The organism is Candidatus Planktophila versatilis, from assembly GCF_002288105.1.
Lineage (GTDB): Bacteria > Actinomycetota > Actinomycetes > Nanopelagicales > Nanopelagicaceae > Planktophila > Planktophila versatilis.
Map to the genome: position 1 here is coordinate 330,089 of NZ_CP016774.1, position 19,518 is coordinate 349,606.

General features: G+C 49.9%; 21 protein-coding genes and 1 tRNA gene. 13 read left to right on the forward strand and 9 right to left on the reverse strand.

Going from position 1 to position 19,518, the window contains the following annotated elements; genetic code table 11:
- Complete coding sequence (locus A1sIA79_RS01725; protein WP_095675464.1) at positions 1–951, forward strand: Brp/Blh family beta-carotene 15,15'-dioxygenase; 951 nt, start codon at positions 1–3, stop codon at positions 949–951.
- Between the two features lie 25 nt (positions 952–976).
- Positions 977–1,561, forward strand: a complete 585-nt coding sequence (locus A1sIA79_RS01730) for a M23 family metallopeptidase (protein WP_095674521.1) — start codon at positions 977–979, stop codon at positions 1,559–1,561.
- A 63-nt stretch (positions 1,562–1,624) separates the two neighbouring features.
- Here A1sIA79_RS01730 and A1sIA79_RS01735 read toward each other — a convergent pair whose 3' ends face one another.
- Positions 1,625–1,828, reverse strand: coding sequence for a cold-shock protein (locus A1sIA79_RS01735; RefSeq protein WP_017955223.1), 204 nt, complete (start codon positions 1,826–1,828; stop codon positions 1,625–1,627).
- 325 nt (positions 1,829–2,153) lie between these two features.
- Between A1sIA79_RS01735 and A1sIA79_RS01740 the strand changes: the two genes are divergently transcribed.
- Positions 2,154–2,639, forward strand: a complete 486-nt coding sequence (locus A1sIA79_RS01740) for a DUF3145 family protein (RefSeq protein ID WP_095674522.1) — start codon at positions 2,154–2,156, stop codon at positions 2,637–2,639.
- A gap of 7 nt (positions 2,640–2,646) precedes the next feature.
- Positions 2,647–3,402, forward strand: coding sequence for an SIMPL domain-containing protein (locus A1sIA79_RS01745; protein WP_095674523.1), 756 nt, complete (start codon positions 2,647–2,649; stop codon positions 3,400–3,402).
- Positions 3,403–3,408: 6 nt separating this feature from the next.
- Here the strand turns inward: A1sIA79_RS01745 and A1sIA79_RS01750 are convergent, their stop codons facing one another.
- From A1sIA79_RS01750 to A1sIA79_RS01785, 8 genes are all read right to left on the reverse strand, one after another.
- Complete coding sequence (locus tag A1sIA79_RS01750; RefSeq protein WP_095674524.1) at positions 3,409–4,797, reverse strand: acyl-CoA carboxylase subunit beta; 1,389 nt, start codon at positions 4,795–4,797, stop codon at positions 3,409–3,411.
- A 9-nt stretch (positions 4,798–4,806) separates the two neighbouring features.
- Positions 4,807–6,045 carry a beta-ketoacyl-ACP synthase II gene (gene fabF / locus A1sIA79_RS01755; RefSeq protein WP_095674525.1) on the reverse strand — a complete coding sequence of 413 codons (1,239 nt, stop codon included), beginning with the start codon at positions 6,043–6,045 and terminating at the stop codon, positions 4,807–4,809.
- 28 nt (positions 6,046–6,073) lie between these two features.
- Complete coding sequence (locus A1sIA79_RS01760) at positions 6,074–6,322, reverse strand: acyl carrier protein (protein WP_095674526.1); 249 nt, start codon at positions 6,320–6,322, stop codon at positions 6,074–6,076.
- 105 nt (positions 6,323–6,427) lie between these two features.
- Positions 6,428–7,456, reverse strand: a complete 1,029-nt coding sequence (locus A1sIA79_RS01765) for a beta-ketoacyl-ACP synthase III (RefSeq protein ID WP_095674527.1) — start codon at positions 7,454–7,456, stop codon at positions 6,428–6,430.
- Entirely contained in the window at positions 7,456–8,364 is a 909-nt protein-coding gene (locus A1sIA79_RS01770; RefSeq protein WP_095674528.1) for an ACP S-malonyltransferase, read from the reverse strand. The genes A1sIA79_RS01765 and A1sIA79_RS01770 overlap by 1 nt, the downstream gene beginning before the upstream one ends.
- A gap of 62 nt (positions 8,365–8,426) precedes the next feature.
- Positions 8,427–9,278, reverse strand: a complete 852-nt coding sequence (locus tag A1sIA79_RS01775; RefSeq protein ID WP_095674529.1) for an SGNH/GDSL hydrolase family protein — start codon at positions 9,276–9,278, stop codon at positions 8,427–8,429.
- A gap of 1 nt (position 9,279) precedes the next feature.
- Positions 9,280–10,437, reverse strand: a complete 1,158-nt coding sequence (locus A1sIA79_RS01780) for a glycosyltransferase (RefSeq protein ID WP_095674530.1) — start codon at positions 10,435–10,437, stop codon at positions 9,280–9,282.
- The gene (locus tag A1sIA79_RS01785; RefSeq protein ID WP_095674531.1) at positions 10,434–11,588 is read right to left on the reverse strand and encodes a glycosyltransferase family 4 protein; all 1,155 of its coding nucleotides are present in this window, start codon (positions 11,586–11,588) and stop codon (positions 10,434–10,436) included. Before A1sIA79_RS01785 ends, A1sIA79_RS01780 begins: the two co-directional genes overlap by 4 nt.
- Before the next feature lie 139 nt (positions 11,589–11,727).
- On the opposite strand from A1sIA79_RS01785, the gene A1sIA79_RS01790 reads away from it, so the two are divergent.
- The 9 genes from A1sIA79_RS01790 to A1sIA79_RS01830 all read left to right on the forward strand — a co-directional run bounded on the left by A1sIA79_RS01790 (position 11,728) and on the right by A1sIA79_RS01830 (position 19,517).
- Complete coding sequence (locus tag A1sIA79_RS01790) at positions 11,728–12,510, forward strand: electron transfer flavoprotein subunit beta/FixA family protein (protein ID WP_095674532.1); 783 nt, start codon at positions 11,728–11,730, stop codon at positions 12,508–12,510.
- Positions 12,507–13,460: an electron transfer flavoprotein subunit alpha/FixB family protein gene (locus A1sIA79_RS01795; protein WP_095674533.1), complete on the forward strand. Its 954-nt coding sequence runs from the start codon at positions 12,507–12,509 to the stop codon at positions 13,458–13,460. Before A1sIA79_RS01790 ends, A1sIA79_RS01795 begins: the two co-directional genes overlap by 4 nt.
- Positions 13,461–13,487: 27 nt before the next feature.
- A complete protein-coding gene (locus A1sIA79_RS01800) occupies positions 13,488–14,630 on the forward strand; it encodes a cysteine desulfurase family protein (RefSeq protein ID WP_095674534.1) in 1,143 nt (380 codons plus the stop codon).
- Positions 14,627–15,700, forward strand: coding sequence for a tRNA 2-thiouridine(34) synthase MnmA (mnmA, locus tag A1sIA79_RS01805; RefSeq protein WP_095674535.1), 1,074 nt, complete (start codon positions 14,627–14,629; stop codon positions 15,698–15,700). Before A1sIA79_RS01800 ends, mnmA begins: the two co-directional genes overlap by 4 nt.
- Complete coding sequence (gene ligA, locus A1sIA79_RS01810) at positions 15,697–17,718, forward strand: NAD-dependent DNA ligase LigA (RefSeq protein WP_095674536.1); 2,022 nt, start codon at positions 15,697–15,699, stop codon at positions 17,716–17,718. The genes mnmA and ligA overlap by 4 nt, the downstream gene beginning before the upstream one ends.
- A gap of 138 nt (positions 17,719–17,856) precedes the next feature.
- Positions 17,857–18,408: a nicotinate (nicotinamide) nucleotide adenylyltransferase gene (gene nadD / locus A1sIA79_RS01815; RefSeq protein WP_095674537.1), complete on the forward strand. Its 552-nt coding sequence runs from the start codon at positions 17,857–17,859 to the stop codon at positions 18,406–18,408.
- Positions 18,395–18,769, forward strand: a complete 375-nt coding sequence (gene rsfS / locus A1sIA79_RS01820; RefSeq protein WP_095674538.1) for a ribosome silencing factor — start codon at positions 18,395–18,397, stop codon at positions 18,767–18,769. Before nadD ends, rsfS begins: the two co-directional genes overlap by 14 nt.
- A complete protein-coding gene (locus A1sIA79_RS01825; RefSeq protein ID WP_095674539.1) occupies positions 18,762–19,421 on the forward strand; it encodes a histidine phosphatase family protein in 660 nt (219 codons plus the stop codon). The genes rsfS and A1sIA79_RS01825 overlap by 8 nt, the downstream gene beginning before the upstream one ends.
- 23 nt (positions 19,422–19,444) lie before the next feature.
- A tRNA-Ala gene (locus A1sIA79_RS01830) sits at positions 19,445–19,517 on the forward strand.
- Position 19,518: the final 1 nt, after the last annotated feature.

The following is a 19,518-nucleotide window of genomic DNA, read 5'->3' on the forward strand; positions in this document are numbered from 1 at the left end:
ATGAGTGAGACTAAATTACGGCTCTTTAGCCGGGTCCGCACTCTCTCCAGCGCGGTGATTGCCATTGCTACTGTGCTCTCACTGCTCTTCTCGCAGTGGCTTGGAACAAACTCCCTGGGCTGGCAGTTAGTTCTGGCAACGATCGCCTTAGCTATTGGTATTCCACATGGCGCCCTAGATCATCTGGTCACACTTCCTAAGGCAGCTCCTATTCGGATGGCGTTATTTATCATGCTCTACGTCGCCATCGCTCTGCTGGCTATTTATGCAATCTTGCGATGGAACGTCTGGGGATTCATCTTTGTTGTCATCATGAGTGCCACCCACTTTGGAATCGGAGATGCAGCATTCTTAAGTGAGAAAGATTCACTCGATGGTAGCTCCCGAATTCCGGCTTGGTTCTATGCACCTGCTGCTGGGCTGCTTCCGGTTGCCATCCCACTGGTTAACAGCCGCAGTACTGATGCGCTGGAAAAAGTTAATCCTGCGCTGATTAATTGGCATAGTGGGTTCACTACTGAAATTCTGATGGCAGTTGCCGTAGTTACAACTCTTTGCCTTCTGGCCCTGCTTCAACGCAAGCGTTATCGAGATGCACTCGATATTCTGCTCTTGGCCGCCCTTGCCTCCTTTGCCCCACCACTTGTGGCATTTGCCGTCTACTTCGGATGTTGGCATGCAATGCGTCATACCGCTCGCCTTACCTCACTCTTACCCAATTCAGAGAGTGCATACTTGCGAGGACGCCCCGGCCAGGCGTTTGCGGCCGCTGTAATTCCAGGGCTACCGGCGCTGGCTGGAACTTTCATCTTTGTTATTGTCTTAGCTGGTTTTTCACAGCAAGATCTCAGCGACAAATTCTTATGGCTGACCTTGGTCACAATCTGGGCGCTGACAGTTCCTCACATGATAGTCACAGCCAGATTAGACCGCGCCGCACTGAGGAAATAAGTTTCACCTAGTTACTCTTGCCCACATGCTCAAGAAAATTACTGTTGTGCTCTTACTTCTTAGCGCTACGCCTTCAGCACATGCGGCGCCTGTATATGTATTTCCGGTGGCAAATTGCGAAGTGAACTACGCACGAGCACATCATGACTATGCCGCGACAGATGTTTTGGCAAAGGCGGGCTGCAAATTCGTGGCACCTATTAACGGCGTTGTTGATGAAGTTAATCGGGTAGATACCTGGCGGAGTCCACCTAATCTAGGAATCACGCGGGGCGGACTATCTGTTTCCATTATTGGCGAAGATGGTGTTCGTTACTACGGTTCACATCTGCGATCCATTCCTCCGAGCATTCAGCCGGGCGTTGCAGTTACTGCCGGGCGTATTCTGGGAGCAATTGGAGCTACTGGAAGTGCGCGCGGAACATCGCCACATCTTCACTTTGGAATTTCCTGGCCAACACCGCCAGATACGTGGTGGGTGCGTCGCGGAGAAGTTCTGCCGTGGAAATATTTAGATGCCTGGAAGAACGGTAATGATTTATCTCCCGCGAAAGCAGTTGCTGCAATGAAAGCTAAAGTTGGCGAGATACCACCGGAGCCTAAGAAGTAATTGTTTTTTGGGAAAAAGTAAGGCCCGTACGATTTCTCGCACGGGCCTTACTTATAAGTGAATTTAGTTAGCGTTCACTGCATCTGCCTGAGGACCCTTAGGACCCTGGACAACCTCGAATGACACTGACTGACCCTCTTCAAGGGACTTGTAACCGTTTCCTTGGATTGCTGAGTAGTGAACGAAAACATCTTGTCCGCCACCATCAACTGCAATGAAACCGAAACCCTTTTCAGAGTTGAACCACTTAACTGTACCTGTTGCCATATTTTTTACTATTCCTTCGATATGTGTAGGTGTTCGAGAATTCCTCGACCACCAGTCTTCGTCTTGCGTTCAGCCATACCGAGTAAAGAAGTAAATCCAACAACGGGTACTGATTAAAGCGTCCGACTAGGGAAAAGCGTACCGGCAATACATGGGTATGCCTATTCCGTAAACAGCTCATACCAACCCAGATCACGCTCAAAAAATGGCTGGGGATTCACAAAGTCAGTCAAAAGTTGTATAAATGAGGTACTCAACTACCAAAGAGTAAGCGTTTGTGGATCGGGGAAGGTCGCACAAGGCAGCCTTGGTAGGAGTTTTTCATATGCACGACAAACGCTATGCCGGATTGATTACCATCCACTCGGCGCCATCACCCCTGCGCCAACATATTGAGTGGGGGCTGAATGCAATTCTTGGCATCACACACGAATACTCATGGCGTGATCAACCACTAGCAACCGGCACCTTGCGCACCATCATTGAATATCGCGCTCCACTTGGAACTGCGGCAAAAATTGCAACAGCGCTCAAGAACTGGCATTACCTGCGTTTTGAAGTGCAAGAATTTTGTAGCCAAGGCGCTGAGTTCTTTCGCTTCACCCCAGAGCTAGGTATTCATCGCGCCTTCACCGATGGAACTGGTTCGATACTTATTTGTGAAAATGTTATCCGTAAGTCTCTTGCCAGCTTTGATGATGTAGAAATTCGTGAGAATTTAGAGGCAGCACTCGGAAGTGCATGGGATTTAGCACTCGAGCCAATGCGCGGGGTAGATCTACAGGAAGTTCACAGACTCAGAGCTATATAATTAATTTATGACTTCACAAGCACCCATGACTTCCATCGAACGTCGCCGATCAATTCTCTATATTGCAATTGCGCTCATTCTTGCAATTGCCGTCGGCGGGGGACTTGTTAAAGTCGGTGCCGGTTTTGCAGCACGCAGTGCAAATGGCATCACAGTCACTGGCTCTGCTAAAACATCTGCTACCGCCGATAATGCTGTCTGGACACTCAATGTTTCACTTACTCGTCCAACTGTTTCTGAGGCAGTGACCAAGGTGGGTAATGATGTCGCAGCGGTCAGCAAATACCTCACAGATGGTGGAGTTCCGGCCAGCGCACTCACACTAGGTTCAGTCTCAACCTATGCAAATGAAGAGTATGCAAATGGAAATAACACCGGAAAGATTCTTAACTACCGCGCCTCCCGTGATGTTGTTGTTCGCTCAAAAGATGTTGATCTCATCGCTAAGTTAGCTCAAGGCATTGGCACAATTCTGCAAGCCGGTGTAGCGGTCAATAATTACGGACCGCAGTACTACCTCTCCACTCTTCCCGCCTTGCGCCCTCAGCTATTAGAAGAAGCGATGAAAGATGCCAAGATCCGCGCGCAAGCAATTACCAAAGCCGTTGGTGGAGAAGTTGGTGCGGTGCAAGCTGTGCGCTCTGGTGTATTTCAGGTGACAACGCCGGATTCAACGATGACCCAAGATACTGGCGCATATGACACATCCAGTATTGAAAAGACTGTGACATCTACCGTCTCAGTTACCTTCGACGTTAGGTAGTAGCCCTTAGAGCGGAATGTTGCCGTGAGATCCACGGCGATATTCACTTTCACCTAAAACTTTAGCAATCGCACTGCGTGTCTTATCAGGCTCAATCATTTCATCGACCGCCCCTATTTCAATAGCACGGGCAACACCGCCAGATACCTTCTCGTGTTCGGCGGCAAGTTCAAGTTCCATACCTTCGCGTTGTGCTTCTGGTAGATCTGCCAATAATCTGCGGTGCAGCACGCGCACAGCAGCAACTGCGCCCATCACCGAAACTTCAGCTTGTGGCCAAGCAAATACTCGAGTGGCACCTAATGACTTTGAATTCATGGCAACGAAAGCTCCGCCATAGGCCTTGCGGGTAATGACAGTGACTCGTGGAACAACTGATTCAGCAAATGCATGCAGCAACTTGGCACCGCGTCGCACCGCGCCTTCCCACTCTTGACCAATGCCGGGCAAGAAGCCAGTGACATCTGCAATGACAATGAGCGGAATACCAAAGGCATCACATGTGCGCACAAAGCGCGCCGCTTTCTCTCCTGCTGCCGAATCAAGCACGCCACCAATTACTTGTGGGTTATTTGCAATCACACCCACTGTGCGTCCACCTAGCCTGCCAAGAACAGTTGTCATGTTCTGTGCCCACATATCTAGTAGCTCTAGCTTTTCGCCATCGGGATCTAAAATCGCATCGACCAGCGGATGAACTTCATAGACGCGCTTTTTTGATTCAGGGACTAAGTGAGCAAGTGGCACATCTGCCACAGTTGGCGACATCAGACCTTGATTAGAAAAGAGTGAGACTAAATCTTGAATCTCACTAAAGGCAATATCTTCGGTGGGGGCGATAACGTGAGCAACTCCAGAGTTCTTGCTGTGTGCCTCCGGGCCACCGAGTAGCGCCATATCTACAACATCGCCGGTGACAGATTTAACGACATCGGGACCAGTCACAAAGATGCGACCTTCTGGCGCCAAGACAACAACATCTGTCAGCGCTGGACCATAAGCACCGCCACCTGCTGTGGGGCCAACGACTAGAGATAACTGGGGGATGCGCCCACTTGCTGTGACCATTGATTGAAAAACTTCACCGAATGCATTGAGGGAGGCAACGCCGTCACTAAGCCGGGCTCCACCTGAATGCCAGATTCCGATAACGGGAACTTGGGCGCCCATCGCTGCGCGGTATGCCTGCACAATAACTTGCGAGCCCTCAATGCCCAGTGCGCCACCTTTAATGGTGGGATCGGAGGCAAAGACAACAACTTTATTTCCTTTTACTAATCCGGTTGCTGCAACCATTCCGCAATCTGTGCGCGGTAGCAGAAATTCAAATGCGCCGTCATCTGTAAGCCTGGCAATACGAGCTTCAGGGTCTAGCGAAGTGACTGGGGGTGTCATGGTTCTAGATTAGAGCGATTTGAATGCAAGCACCACGTTGTGGCCGCCAAAACCGAAAGAATCATTGAGCGCTGCGATATCTCCGGCCGGAAGGGCGCGAGGCGTGTCGCGCACAACATCGACTGTGACAGCTGGGTCTAAGTTCTCGATATTAATTGTTGGGGGAGCAAGGCGTTCTTGCAGTGCTTTGACGATAAATACAGATTCAATTGCGCCAGCGCCACCCAGTAAGTGGCCAGTCATTGATTTTGTTGCAGAAACTGCAACGTGGTCAGCATCGGCGCCTAACGCTTTACGAAGAGCATTTGCTTCGGCAACATCTCCTGCCGGAGTAGATGTTGCGTGAGCGTTTAAGTGAACAATATCTTTTGTAGAAAGCCCAGAGTTAGCTAGTGCAAATTTAATTGCGCGCTGTACTCCGCCGCCATCAGGATCAGGTGCGGCGATGTGATAACCATCGGATGTCAGCCCTTGTCCGGCAATCTCGCAATAAATCTTTGCCCCACGTGCTTTGGCACTTTCGTATTCCTCAAGAATAAGTACGCCGCCACCTTCACCTAGAACAAAGCCATCTCGATCAATGTCATAGGGGCGCGATGCTGCGGCTGGATTGTCATTACGTGTGGAGAGCGCTTTCATCTGACCAAAGGCAGCCATGGGTAGTTGATGAATAGCAGCTTCAACGCCGCCAGCGACAATAATGTCAGCGCGATTACTCTTAATCATTTCGTAGGCGTAACCAATTGCTTCGGCGCCCGATGCACAGGCACTTACCGGAGTGTGTACGCCAGCCTTTGCTTGAAGTTCCAGACCAACATTTGCCGCCGGCCCATTGGGCATCAACATCGGAACAGTGTGCGGGCTTACCGCGCGCGCACCTTTTTCTTTGAAGATATCAAATTGATCAAGAAGAGTGATGACGCCACCAATGCCTGAAGCAATCACAACACCAAGACGTTCTTTATCAATCTCATCCGGTGAGCCAGCATCTTTCCAGGCTTCCCGGGATGCGATCAGAGCAAATTGTTCGGAGCGATCAAGGCGACGCATTTCAACGCGCTCCATCTGATCTGCTGGTTCGGTCGCAACGCGCGCCGCAAAGTGCACTGGTAGGAGTTCTCGCCAATCTTCAGTGAGAAGTCGAACACCACTCTGGCCGGCCAAAAGCGCCTTCCAGGTTGTGGCAACATCGCCACCGATTGGAGTTGTTACTCCAAGGCCGGTGACGACTACGCGACGTTGTGACATAGAGCTATAAATTCTTTACCTAAGCTACTTACGCTGCAGCGTTAACGATGAAGTTAACTGCGTCGCCCACTGTTGCAAGCTCAGTTACCTTCTCATCAGGAATCTTCACACCGAAGCGCTCTTCGCAGGCAACGACAACTTCAACCATGCTCAGTGAGTCAACTTCTAGGTCATCTGTGAAGCTCTTGTTAAGTTCGATTGATGCAGCTGGGATACCCGCTACTTCTTCAACGATCTCTTTAATTCCTGCAAGTACATCTGCTGGTGAAAGCGCCATTATTTTTCCTTTACTTAAGTGAACCTACGTATCGGGGACAGGTGAGCAATTGTCTATGAAAAAGGGCTCTACTTCCCAGTAAATCGGTAAATATTTGGGAAAAAATTATGGTTTTGGGGGTAATTCAACGACTTGGCCCGCATAAACGAGACCTGCGCCATAGCCAATGAGCAACGCCAGTTTTCCATGTAGCTCTGGGTGTTGATCAAGGAGTACGTCCATCGCAAGTGGAATAGAGGCCGCCGATGTATTTCCATTGACGCGAACATCATCTGCAATGACAACTGAATCGGGCATGCCCATCTCTTTCGCCATCGTTTCAATGATGCGCATATTTGCTTGATGCGGAATAAATGCAGCAATGTCATTCACGGTAAGACCGGCAGCCTCCAGAGCTTTCACCGCCGCTTTGCTCATCGAAAATACTGCCCATCGATAAACTTTCTGTCCTTCTTGGGAAATATTCGGCCACTTACTTCCAGCCTTTGTTAATTGTGTTTCGACATCGCGCACCTCAATCCAGGAAGGATTCATCTGGATTGCATCACGGTTATCAGCATCAGAACCCCACTCAACTGGGCCAATGCCAGCTTCGCGTGATTGACCAATGACAACAGCTCCTGCGCCATCGGCAAAGATAAATGCGGTTGCGCGATCATCGGGATCTGTGAAATCTGAAATTTTCTCCGCGCCCACAACCAGCACAGTCTTGGAAGTTCCGGCTTTAATAAAATCGTGCGCCATGGAGATGCCGTATGAAAAACCGGCACACGCGGCGTTGATATCGAAGGCAGCTGCTGTGGGATGGCCGAGTCGTTGCAAGATGGCTGTTGCGGCAGAGGGCATTTGAAAAGGAAAAGTGACGGTGGCAACGATGAGAGTATCAATATCGCTAATTGCTAATTTTGCTTTCGCCAGTGCATCTTCCACCGCCCACGTTGCCATATCAAGCACAGATTCTGAATCATCTGCAAAGCGGCGGGATTCAATACCTGTGCGCTGCTGAATCCATTCATCACTTGATTCGATGCGATCAACAATTTCAGAGTTAGGCACCAGTCGCTTTGGTCGATAGGAGCCAACCGAAAGTATTCTGCTCTCACTGCCCGACTTTGAAGCAATCACCTTAGACATTACTTGCCTCCGTGTTGAGCCATGAATTCATGTGCTGATTCTAAGTCTGCCGAAGATTTCAGAGCGAACTGCTCAATACTCGGAGTTGCGCGCTTGATCAGCCCCACCAGCGTGCCGGCAGGAGCAAGCTCAATCACGCCAGTAACACCTTGGGCTACGAGTGATTGCATACAGAGATCCCAGCGCACTGGATTAGCAATTTGATTGACGATGCGATCTAGTGTTTCGCGGCCACTACTGACAACGCCACCATCTTTATTAGAAAGCAGTGCAACGGCCGGGTCACTGACCTTCATCGTTGCTGCAAGTTCTCGCATTGGTTCCACCGCTGGCTGCATATAAGAGGTGTGAAATGCGCCAGCAACGGCCAGCGGGCGCACGCGAGCACCCTCAGGTGCCAATTGCGCAAGAGCATCGAGATCACCGGCTGCAACTATTTGTCCACCGCCATTGTCATTTGCCGCAACTAGTCCTAAATCTGTGATTGCGCGCAGCACAACCTCGCGCTCTCCACCGAGTACTGCAGCCATTCCGGCAGGAGTAACACTGGCGGCCTTCGCCATTTCAATGCCACGAGCGCGTACTAATTTCATTGCATCAAGTGGAGTAATCACACCTGCAACAACTGCTGCCGTTATCTCGCCAACAGAGTGCCCTGCTACGCAAGCGAATTTCCCATCTGCGCTAAGGGCGCGGGCGGCAAGTAAGCCTGCAGCAACAATCAGCGGTTGTGCATTGGCAGTTTCTTTGATTTCTTCGGCATCGGCTGTCGTACCAAGGTGAATCAGATCTAAATCAATGGCATCAGACCACTGCTGTAAAAGCTCTTTCGCATCTTTACCTTCTAGCCACGATGCGAGCATTCCTGGAGTTTGCGAACCTTGACCGGGAGCAATGATGGCGAGCACGCACTTAATATAGTAGAAGAGTGCGGCGGAAGTCCGCGCTTACCTGCCAGTAACGAGAAGTTCTAGGAAACTCGCTCATCTTCGAGCATAGGTATTGCGACATCTTGCTTCTTATTAAAGTCTGGGAAGTACACATCTGCCGGCTCTGCCGCACTTTTATTTCGCGCCATGTGAATGAGCTCTGTAATTGAAAGAATCAATAGCGCTGGCAGTAAATCTACGCTGCGCTTAAGAAACCAGGGTGTGCCATTTTTTAGCATCCATTTAATGGAATCTTTCCGATTTCGATTGTTGATGGGATCAATAACAATCTCGTCAATATGAAAACCACGTTGGCGAAGTAGATGTGCAAACTCTTGGGCAATGAACTGATGCCCATGCTTACTTGGGTGCATCCGATCCACATGCCACTTATCGCGCTCGTATATTCCTTTCAGTGAGCGAGTTTCGAGCAAGATGGCGCTGTATTTGCGAGCTAACTTACGAGTCACATGATTGACAGCAGATACTCGGCGACGACACACACGCGCAACCAGGTATGGCATCGGAACAATCTCGGTGGGATCATGGAGTTCAAGAAGCATTACCTGCGCTCCGCTTTCCACAATATCTTTGAGGGTAGCGGTGAGATTTTCTTCAAATACTTTAGGGGAGAAGCCATTGCGCAGCAGGTCATTGCCGCCGACGATCACGCCCACAAGTTCAGGTTCATGGATAAGAACTTTTGGAAGTTGTTCAAAGCGAACTTCCTTTGAGCGAGCACCGGGACGAGAAACATTGAGGTAGGCCAATGGCTCATTAAATGCTTTGACTAGGTGATAGCCCCAGCCGTAGTAATTACCGAATGAATCAGAGTCACCCACACCAGAGGCTGCGCTATCTCCCACAATTGCGAAGGTGATTGGCTTATCCATGTTAAGCCGCGCTTTTATTTGTTGGGCGATGTGCAACCGGAGTAGCACCACCGAGTCGACCTAAGCGCATAATTGTCTCTGACCATGGAAACTGTTCAGCTTGGGTGCGACAGCGATCTGAGAGCGTGGCATCTTCAGCAATCTCATCGAGCAAGATTTGAACAGCATCGGCAAATGCGCGTCCATTATTTGCAGCGGTCAGTCCGACAAAGTCGCCATTGTGATCTACAAGAAATTCACCGACCGCACTTGTCTCTGATGCCACAACCGGAGTTCCACTTGCAAGAGATTCAAGTGCTGCCAGGCAGAAAGTTTCAATCGGACCTGGTGCAAGTGAGATATCGGCGGATGCAATCATTTGGGCAAGTAACTTTTTATTTGCCACATAACCCCAGAAAGTTACTGGGATATCGCGCGATGAGTCATATAACTTCTTATGTAGTGGACCGCTACCGATATAGACAAGGCGGGCGTTAATTCCACGATCTAGTAGCGCGCGCAAGGTTTCTAGTGAACGCTCTGGTTTCTTCTCCGGGGAGAGACGACCACAGTGAACTAGCAGAACATCCCCACCCTTAATCATCTTGGTGCGAAGTTCTTCATTGCGTAGTGACGGCGAGAAAGTCTGGAGATCCACACCGAGTGGAACCCGAACGACGTTCGTGGTTCCAATCTCATCAAATTCAGCTGCCGCAAAGTTGGTAGTGGTGACAACAAAATCAAAGCGAGATGCCAGGCGAGTGTTATGCCAGCTGACAAATCTCTTCATGGGTACGCCCAAGTAATTCTTGACCAGACCACGCAAAGTTTCGTGACTAAATACGATTGCCGGAATGTTGCGATCAGCGGCCCACTTACCCAGGCAGGAGAGCGTGAAGCGATCAGAGACTTCAATGCGATCTGGCTTAAGTGAGTTAAGAATTGTTTTGACGCGATAGGTGGAGCGAATAACACGATAGCCACCGCTAAAGGGAATCTGCCATGAAGGAAGTGAGATGCAGGCACCGTGAGTTGTTTCTTCACGTCCAAACTTCTTTCCCGGAACGACATAGATAAATTCGTGGCCTTCGGCTGTGTAACCGCTACCAAGGTTATGCAGTGTGGTCTTGATGCCACCTGATTTAGGTCCGTAGAAGTTAGCGATATGAATGATTCTCATGCGACTAGTTCACCCTTTCTTGCAACCTGGGCAATCGTCTGGCGGTAATAATCAATGAGCTGGGCGTTGATGTAATCCCAGGTGCGATGCTCTACTGAACGACGGGCAGCTACCTGCATCAGATCAAAAGCGCTGTGGTTACGAAGTGTTGATACCGCTTCCAGTAGCGCGTATGAATCAGCGGTATCAATAAGCAGGCCAGTAATGCCATGATCAATTAAGTCAACCGGGCCACCAGTATCAGGGCCAATCACTGGAACGCCTGCAGCAAGTGCCTCTTGGATTGCTTGGCAGAAAGTTTCATGCTTGCCGGTGTGAACGAAAATATCAAATGAGGCAACGTAGCGACCAAGTTCAGTACCAGATTGATATCCAACAAAGCGTGCATTTGGTAGCTCGCGCTTCAGCCTCGCTTCGGCTGGGCCGCCACCAACAATCACAAGTTGAATATCAGCTTGGCGATCAAGGATGGCAAGATCATCGATACGTTTTTCATTAGCAAGGCGGCCGACGTAGCCAACAATTAACTTGCCGCTATCTTTCCCGCGAATATTTTCACGAAGTGATTCATCGCGGCGAGCAGGATCAAATTTCACCAGATCCACACCGCGCTTCCAGATCTCAACGTTCTTCACACCAGTTGCTTCAAGATCGCGCCGAGCCCACTTTGATGGTGCCAGGGTGAGATCTGTTGTTTGATGAATACGCGCTACCCACTTCTTCAAAGTGTTGTGGGCGATTGTTAAACCGTAGTGACGAGCAAAGCCGGCGATATCTGTTTGATAGACCGAGACCGTTGGAATTCCGTTCTTCTTGGCAAAGCGGGCAACGTAATGTCCTAAGAAGATGGGTGAAGCAAGGTGAATGACATCGGGTGCGAATCCTTCAAGGTATGGCTCCAGATATTTGCGTGGAACGCCCATGGGAATAAGCTTTTTCATCGCAATGCTTGGCACATGTTTAATCTTGTAATCTAGATAAGAAGTAGGTGCGCCTTCACTTTCTGGTGCGATGATCAGAACTTCGTGACCTTGCACTTTGCAATATTCGAGTAAGCGCAGGACTGAGTTGGTGACGCCATTAACCTGTGGCAAAAATGCCTCAGTCACCACTGCAATACGCAGTGTGCGCGTGCTATCGATCTCAATCATGTAAGAATCATGTGAGGCTCACACATCTAGATTTTCCCCTGCGGGTTACATGTCTCTGAATAGAAGGTGAACCGTTGGTTGAGAGTTTTGCGCTCATTCACCCTTCCGAAAGCGACTACTGACCGGTAACATCTAGCCCATGAAGATTGCCGTCTGCATCAAACAGGTGCCTGATTCCTGGGCCGAGAAGAAGATGGTCAACGGCGTACTCGACCGCGAGAGCGTTGATGCAGTCCTTAATGACCTTGATGAGTATGCAGTGGAAGAAGCACTTCGTATCGTTGAAGCTCATGGCGGCAATGAAGAAGGTGGTGCGCACACCGTGACCTTGATCTCTATGGGCCCAGAGCGCGCAACGGATGCACTTCGCAAAGGCCTTTCCATGGGGGCAAACGATGCAATCTTGGTAACAGATGCTGCTTTGGCAGCAGCCGATGCGCTCTCAACCTCGCGCGTATTAGCCCAAGTAATTGGTGATGGCGGATATGACATTGTCATCTGTGGCACCGAATCAACTGATGCTCGCATGAGCGTGGTGCCGGCGATGATCAGCGCTCGCCTTGGCTGGGCGCAACTGACATTTGCCGCAAAGGTAGTTGTTGATCCGGGCGGGAAAGTATCCATCACGCGCGTGACAGAAGCTGGCGTTGATGAAATCAGTGCCGCTTTTCCAGTAGTAATCAGCGTTGTCGAGAAGATTAATGAACCGCGTTATCCATCTTTTAAAGGAATCATGGCGGCGAAGAAGAAGACGATTGAATATAAGGATTTGGCGGCAGTGGGAGTAAGCGCCCAAAGCGGTTGGTCACAAGTCGTAGCTGCCACACCACGTCCTGCTCGCGCAGCGGGTGTGAAGGTTAATGATGAAGGTGGCGCCGGTGATGCGCTGGTTAGCTTCCTAGCAGAGAAGAAGTTGATATGAGCACAGTATTTATTCTTGCTGATTTCTCAGGTGAAAAAGCAAGTAAGACAACAGCAGAGATTGCAACAGCTGCGGCCCGTATTGGCACTGTCACAGCAATAGTTCTAGCTGGCGCCGGGAAAGGTGCGGCACTTGCAGCAACTGTGAATCAAGGACCGATTAGTGAGATTATCGTGATTGAATCTGATGATTTCACATCCCATGGTGTTGCAGCATCTGCCGATGCACTAGCAAATCTTATTAAAGAGAAGTCTCCAGCTGCAGTTCTCATTGCATCGCATGCATTCGGTAAAGAGATGGCTGGGCGCGTGGCAGTGCTCTGTGATTCTGGGATTATTACCGATGCCATTGATATTGCAAGTGATGGCAGTGCCACACAATCAGTCTTTGGTGGATCAACCACGGTGCATTCACAAGTTTCACATGGCACACCAATTATTACGGTTCGCCCCAATAGCATCGATGCCGATTTCACATCGTGCGCACCTGCTATTACAAATGCAACTGCCACAATTAGCGCCGATGCAAAGAAAGCAACGGTTTCATCTACTCAACCTCCGGTAAAGGGTGGTCGACCAGAGTTAACCGAAGCCAACATTGTTGTCTCAGGTGGACGTGGAACAGATGGCAACTTCACGGCCGTTGAATCATTTGCAGATTCATTGGGCGCAGCGGTAGGTGCATCACGCGCTGCAACCGATGCTGGTTGGTATCCACATTCACATCAGGTGGGACAGACCGGAAAGACAGTAAGCCCGCAGCTCTATGTTGCCTGCGGAATTTCTGGCGCAATTCAACACCGCGCCGGAATGCAGACTTCTAAGACAATCGTGGTGGTCAATAAAGATCCAGAAGCGCCCATCTTTGATATCGCAGATTTTGGTGTAGTCGGAGACTTGTTTAACGTGCTACCTAAGGCCACCGAAGGCGTGGTTGCTCGAAAAGGATAAGTAGGCCAGACGAACTAGAATGCTCCCATGAGCGTCTATCTCGATCACGCGGCCACTACGCCGATGTGTGAATCGGCAATTGGCGCCATGAATACCGCTCTTCGCAAATTAGGTAATCCTTCATCACTTCATACGCAAGGTCGTTCTACTCGCAAAGATGTGGAAGATGCGCGCGAGCAGATTGCACGTGCTGTGCACTGCCAACCCAGTGAAGTGATCTTTACCGGTTCTGGCACAGAGGCAAATAACGCAGCAATTAAAGGTCTCTTCTGGAATTCTCCGAAGAAAGTCATTGTTATCTCCAGCATCGAACATCATGCCGTTCTAGATCCGGCGCTCTGGCTCGTTGAACATGAAGGCGCCGAACTGATTCAGATTCCAGTGACAACCGATGGCATTATTGATCTTGAATTCTTGCGCGCACTTGTTGCCGCGCGCGGTTCAGAAATTGCACTGATCTCTGTGATGCATAGCAATAACGAGACCGGGGTTATGCAACCGATAGCTGAAGTAGTAAATGTGGCCGGAAGTATTCCGGTGCATACCGATGCCGTGCAGAGTTTTTCTAAGGTGCCTCTTTCTTATAAGGAACTCGGCCTCTATGCCATGACAATTAGTGGCCACAAAGTTGGTGGCCCACTCGGAATTGGTGCGCTGATCTTGCGCCGGGCAGTTGAGATTCCAGCACTTCTTCATGGTGGGGGACAAGAGCGCGATATTCGAAGTGGAACCCTAAATGCGCCATCGATTGTGGCACTTGCTGCCGCAATTGCGGCAGGTGTTTATGATGCATCGGCGGTAGCAAAATTACGTACTGACTTTGAAGAAGGTGTCTTACGTGCTCGCCCTGATGCTGTAATTAATGGCCAAGGTGCACCGCGCTTACCTGGAATTTCAAATATTACTTTTCCTGGAACACAGAGTGATTCACTGTTGTTGCTGATGGATTCAGAGAAAGTCTCCTGTTCCACCGGCGCTGCCTGCACCGCAGGTGTTCATAGACCTAGCCATGTATTAATGGCGATGGGCCTTACCGATGTCCTCTCGCAATCTTCGCTGCGTTTCTCATTTGGTGCCACTAATACCCAAGCAGATGTTGATTATGCGCTCTCGGTCTTGCCCACTGTCATTGAACGTGGACTTGCGGCAAACGCGGTAGGTAAGAAATGAAGATTATTGCCGCCATGAGCGGAGGCGTTGATTCTGCAGTTGCGGCAGCTCGCGCAGTAGAGGCCGGACATGAAGTTATCGGTGTGCACTTAGCTCTTTCTTCTAACCCGCAGAAATATCGAAGCGGTGCGCGCGGTTGCTGCACGATTGAAGATTCACATGATGCGCGCAGGGCTGCCGATGTCATCGGCATTCCTTTTTATATTTGGGATATGGCCGATGAATTCCATGATGAAGTAGTTGAAAACTTCATGAGTGAATATGCCGCAGGGCGCACACCTAACCCTTGTCTGCGCTGTAATGAAAAGATTAAGTTTGCCGCCGTGCTAGATCGCGCAAAAGCGATGGGCTTTGATGGTGTTGTTACTGGCCACTATGCGCGCACGCGCGAGAGCGATGCTGGGCGCACGCTACATCGCGCCGTAGATCCTTTGAAGGATCAGTCCTACGTTCTGGCAGTACTTAATCGCGAACAAATTGATGGTGCTATTTTTCCATTGGGTGATACTGAAAAAGTTGATATCCGGATTGAAGCCGAAAAGCGCGGGTTAGCCGTAGCGCAGAAACCAGATAGCCACGATATTTGCTTTGTGCCATCGGGAGATAACGCAGGTTGGTTACGTGATCGACTCGGTAGTGAAGTGGGGCCGATTGTTGATCAAGATGGAATGAAAATCGGTGAACATAACGGTGCCTACACCTACACCATCGGACAACGTAAAGGTCTGGGTCTCTCGGTTGCCGCCCCTGATGGTTCTCCACGCTTTGTCTTAAAGATTGAGCCTGTGACAAATACGGTTGTCGTAGGTGCGCGCGAAGATTTGGCTGTGAGTTCAATGCGAGGTGAGAGACCTATCTTCTGTGGTCCAGCGGTAGGAGCTGCGCCCACACGCGGCTTTGTTCAGGTGCGCGCACATGGCGCAGCACTTGATTGCACCTATTACTTAGATGGAGCGCACCTGGTTGCAGAACTAGATGAACCTCTTCTTGGACTAGCTACAGGGCAAGCAATGGTTATCTACGATGGCGATCGCGTCGTGGGGTCGGCCACAATCTGCGAGACCGCATGAGCACACAGGCGCGACATCGCATCACTGAATTAACGCAAGAGATCCGTGATCACCAATTTAAATATTACGTACTAGATGCGCCCACCATTACCGATGCCCAATTCGATGCCCTGCTCAAAGAGCTAGCAGCACTGGAAGCAAAGCACCCAGAATTACTTGAACCAGATTCCCCATCGCTGGGTGTGGGCGGGGGATTTTCCACCACATTTGATCAACACGATCACATCGAAAAGATGATGAGTTTAGATAATGTTTTTGATGACGCTGAGTTAGATACCTGGTTTGAACGGGTTGAAAAAGAATCTGCAGTCGGTGCTTTCTTATGTGAACTTAAAGTAGATGGCCTGGCAATTAATTTGCTCTATGAAAACGGACAGCTCACCCGCGCACTTACGCGTGGTAACGGAACTACCGGTGAAGATGTCACTTTGAATGTGAAAACGATTAAGGGCCTGCCACATACTTTGTCCGGCAACAACATTCCAGTACTGATAGAGGTGCGCGGTGAAGTTTTCTTACCGGTTGCCGCCTTTAACCAACTCAATGAAGAACTAGAAGAAGCAGGTAAGCCACTCTTTGCTAACCCTCGTAACTGCGCTGCCGGATCGCTGCGCCAGAAAGATCCAAGAATTACCGCATCTCGTGCGCTAGATGTCGTGGTGCACGGTATTGGCGCCTGCGAAGGAATTTCATTTGCTTCCCAATCTGATGCCTATGCAAAGCTGAAAGCCCTAGGTCTTCCCACATCTACTCGCTTTAAGGTGTGCAAGAGTCGAGCAGAAGTTCTGGCATTTATTGAGAACTACAACCTGCACCGCCACGATGTGGAGCACGAGATTGATGGCGTTGTGATCAAAGTAGATTCGTTGGCAGAGCAAGAAAAACTCGGTTTCACATCCCGCGCCCCGAAGTGGGCAATTGCCTATAAATATCCACCGGAAGAAGTAACTACCAAGTTACTGGATATCAGAGTCAGTGTGGGTCGCACCGGGCGCGTAACTCCATTCGCATTTATGGAACCAGTGAAGGTGGCGGGTTCCACAGTCACCAATGCCACCCTGCACAATCAAGAAGAGATTGAACGCAAGGGCGTATTAATTGGCGACGTTGTCATCATTCGCAAAGCAGGAGATGTCATCCCAGAAGTACTAGGACCGGTACGAGATAAGCGCACGGGAAGTGAAAAAGCATTTGTGATGCCTACGCACTGTCCTGAGTGCGCTTCTGAACTACGCGCTATAACTGAAGGCGATGTGGATATTAGATGTCCAAATACTAGAAGTTGTCCTGCGCAATTACGCGAACGTATTTACTACATAGGCTCGCGCGCAGCACTAGATATCGATGTGCTGGGCTATGAAGCGGCTGTTGCACTGCTGACTGATTCGATTATTACTGATGAAGCCGACATCTTTAACTTGAGTGAGAAGTCGCTGATGAAATCTCAGTTCTTTCTTAAAAAAGATGGCACAGCTGGAAAGAATTTAGAAAAGCTATTGGCAGCGTTAGAAGAAGCAAAGAGCAGACCGCTCTGGCGCACACTTGTGGCACTTTCGATTCGCCATGTTGGGCCCACCGCGGCGCAAGCCTTATCCACGAATTTTGGAAGTATGGATGCCATTTCGAAGGCTTCGGTCACAGAACTTGCCGACATCGATGGCGTGGGTGAGGTCATTGCGCAATCAGTTATTGAGTGGTTTGAAATTGATTGGCATCGCAACATCATTACCCAATGGACAAAGGCTGGGGTGGCGATGGTTAACGCCAAGGGCGCGGATCTGCCGCAAACCTTGGGCGGACTCACCATTGTCGTAACCGGCGGGCTAGAGAATTTCACTCGTGATTCGATTGCCGAGACAATCACCGCACATGGTGGAAAGCCATCATCGTCAGTATCTGCAAAGACGGACTATGTATTAGTCGGCGCCGACCCAGGTTCTAAGCTGGCAAAAGCACAAGAGTTAGGCGTCAAGATCATCGATGAAGCGCGCTTTTTAGAACTTCTTGCAGGTAAGTAGTAATCTTCATCCCATGTTAAGACTTAGTGAAGAAGCGACCCGGGTACTTCCAATGCCTCCTTACGCATTTGGACTCGTTGCATTTGGGATTTTCGGCTTCCTTCTCTACATCACTCTTCGCTTAGATAAGTAACGCCCTTGCGAGTAGGGCTATACGGCGGCACCTTTGACCCGATTCATAACGGGCACGTTCACGTCATTGAACAATTAATTGGGCGCAATATTGTTGATCGTCTGCTCGTTGTGCCAGCCGGACAACCGCGACTTCGCGAACATGAACCAAAGGCAACCGGGGCTGAGCGCCGGCAGATGTGTCAGCTAGCAGTTAATTCTTTAGCCCCAGAAATTAAAAGCAAGGTGGAAGTTAATCCGATTGAAGTATTGCGCGAGGGCCCGAGCTACACCATTGATACCGTGGAAGCAGTTGCGCAGACCTACCCAGATGATTCCATCGTTGTCGTTGTGGGAACCGATGCCTATACCAATATCGATCACTGGCATCGCGCCGATGAGCTCAAAAAAATGGTTGAGTTCGTTGTGATTGATCGCCCAAATTTTCCTGGCACGCCCAACCTTGATGTCGCTGCTATTGCAGTATCGGCAACCCAGATCCGCGAACACCATTCTGATGAAGTACCCGCAGCAGTTGCTGCATATATAAAGGAGCACAATCTCTATGCCAGCAAGTAAAGCCTGCGTTGAACGCACCCAGATTGCCGCTCGCGCTGCCGCCGACAAATTCGGAACCGAACTTGTCGCACTCGACCTTTCAGAGCAATCTGTCCTGAGTGAAGTCTTCCTAATTGTTACGGCAACTAATACCAAGATGGTTGATTCGATCGCCGATGAGGTGGAAGAGAAGTTACGTCTTGCTAGTGATAAGCCACTTCGCCGGGAAGGAACAGCGGAATGGATTTTGCTTGATTACTCAGATCTTGTTGTCCACATTCAGTCCAGTGAGCTTCGTCGTTACTACATGCTCGATCGGCTGTGGAATGACTGCCCCAAGATTGAGTTAGAAGTGGTCAAAGAAGAGGTTGCACGTGGGTAATCAGATAATTCTCTGGCGTCACGGCCAAACCGATTGGAACGTTGCAAATAAGTTTCAGGGACATACTGATATTCCACTCAACGCAGTGGGTCAGTTTCAAGCACAGCATGCAGCTCCGATGTTGGCAGCTATAACCCCGACCATGATTATTGCTAGTGATTTAGTGCGAGCACAGAGCACCGCGCACGAACTAGTAAAACTCACCGGACTTGAAGTATTAACCGATGCACGATTGCGCGAGACCAACTGCGGAAATTGGGAAGGTCTGACCGGTGATGAAATTCGTAAAGTAGATCTCGATAATTTACGGCAATGGTCGATGGGCGGAGATAACCCAGCCGGTGGAATTGGTGAACGTCGCAGTGAAGTAGGAGCACGTGGTGTGGCAGCGATTAACGCCGCCCTTGTCGGCAAAAATAATCAACGACTTGTTGTTGCAACACATGGTGGAACAGCGCGCACAATCATTGGCACCTATCTTGACCTTCCCATTCCATTCTGGTCACGCATCGGCGGACTTTCCAATGCGCAATGGTCGATTCTGGAAGAATCACCAAAAGGTTGGCTTTTGGTTGAACATAACGCTGGATCTATTCCAGAGCCTGTAATGGGTGAAGAATCCGGCGGAGTTATCCCGGATTCAGTGCGGTAAAGTTCGCACTCCTGAACGACAACGGGGATATGGCGCAATTGGTAGCGCGCTTCCATGGCATGGAAGAGGTTAGGGGTTCGATTCCCCTTATCTCCAC

What these genes read in the sequence shown, in the direction of transcription:
- A1sIA79_RS01745 (WP_095674523.1), top strand. Translation starts at nt 2,647, where the DNA reads ATGACTTCACAAGCACCCATGACTTCCATCGAACGTCGCCGATCAATT.
- fabF (WP_095674525.1), bottom strand. Translation starts at nt 6,045, where the DNA reads ATGTCACAACGTCGCGTAGTCGTCACCGGCCTTGGAGTAACAACTCCA.
- A1sIA79_RS01785 (WP_095674531.1), bottom strand. Translation starts at nt 11,588, where the DNA reads ATGATTGAGATCGATAGCACGCGCACACTGCGTATTGCAGTGGTGACT.
- A1sIA79_RS01790 (WP_095674532.1), top strand. Translation starts at nt 11,728, where the DNA reads ATGAAGATTGCCGTCTGCATCAAACAGGTGCCTGATTCCTGGGCCGAG.
- A1sIA79_RS01730 (WP_095674521.1), top strand. Translation starts at nt 977, where the DNA reads ATGCTCAAGAAAATTACTGTTGTGCTCTTACTTCTTAGCGCTACGCCT.
- A1sIA79_RS01800 (WP_095674534.1), top strand. Translation starts at nt 13,488, where the DNA reads ATGAGCGTCTATCTCGATCACGCGGCCACTACGCCGATGTGTGAATCG.
- A1sIA79_RS01795 (WP_095674533.1), top strand. Translation starts at nt 12,507, where the DNA reads ATGAGCACAGTATTTATTCTTGCTGATTTCTCAGGTGAAAAAGCAAGT.
- A1sIA79_RS01775 (WP_095674529.1), bottom strand. Translation starts at nt 9,278, where the DNA reads ATGGATAAGCCAATCACCTTCGCAATTGTGGGAGATAGCGCAGCCTCT.
- mnmA (WP_095674535.1), top strand. Translation starts at nt 14,627, where the DNA reads ATGAAGATTATTGCCGCCATGAGCGGAGGCGTTGATTCTGCAGTTGCG.
- A1sIA79_RS01760 (WP_095674526.1), bottom strand. Translation starts at nt 6,322, where the DNA reads ATGGCGCTTTCACCAGCAGATGTACTTGCAGGAATTAAAGAGATCGTT.
- A1sIA79_RS01735 (WP_017955223.1), bottom strand. Translation starts at nt 1,828, where the DNA reads ATGGCAACAGGTACAGTTAAGTGGTTCAACTCTGAAAAGGGTTTCGGT.
- ligA (WP_095674536.1), top strand. Translation starts at nt 15,697, where the DNA reads ATGAGCACACAGGCGCGACATCGCATCACTGAATTAACGCAAGAGATC.
- A1sIA79_RS01750 (WP_095674524.1), bottom strand. Translation starts at nt 4,797, where the DNA reads ATGACACCCCCAGTCACTTCGCTAGACCCTGAAGCTCGTATTGCCAGG.
- rsfS (WP_095674538.1), top strand. Translation starts at nt 18,395, where the DNA reads ATGCCAGCAAGTAAAGCCTGCGTTGAACGCACCCAGATTGCCGCTCGC.
- A1sIA79_RS01740 (WP_095674522.1), top strand. Translation starts at nt 2,154, where the DNA reads ATGCACGACAAACGCTATGCCGGATTGATTACCATCCACTCGGCGCCA.
- A1sIA79_RS01765 (WP_095674527.1), bottom strand. Translation starts at nt 7,456, where the DNA reads ATGTCTAAGGTGATTGCTTCAAAGTCGGGCAGTGAGAGCAGAATACTT.
- A1sIA79_RS01780 (WP_095674530.1), bottom strand. Translation starts at nt 10,437, where the DNA reads ATGAGAATCATTCATATCGCTAACTTCTACGGACCTAAATCAGGTGGC.
- A1sIA79_RS01725 (WP_095675464.1), top strand. Translation starts at nt 1, where the DNA reads ATGAGTGAGACTAAATTACGGCTCTTTAGCCGGGTCCGCACTCTCTCC.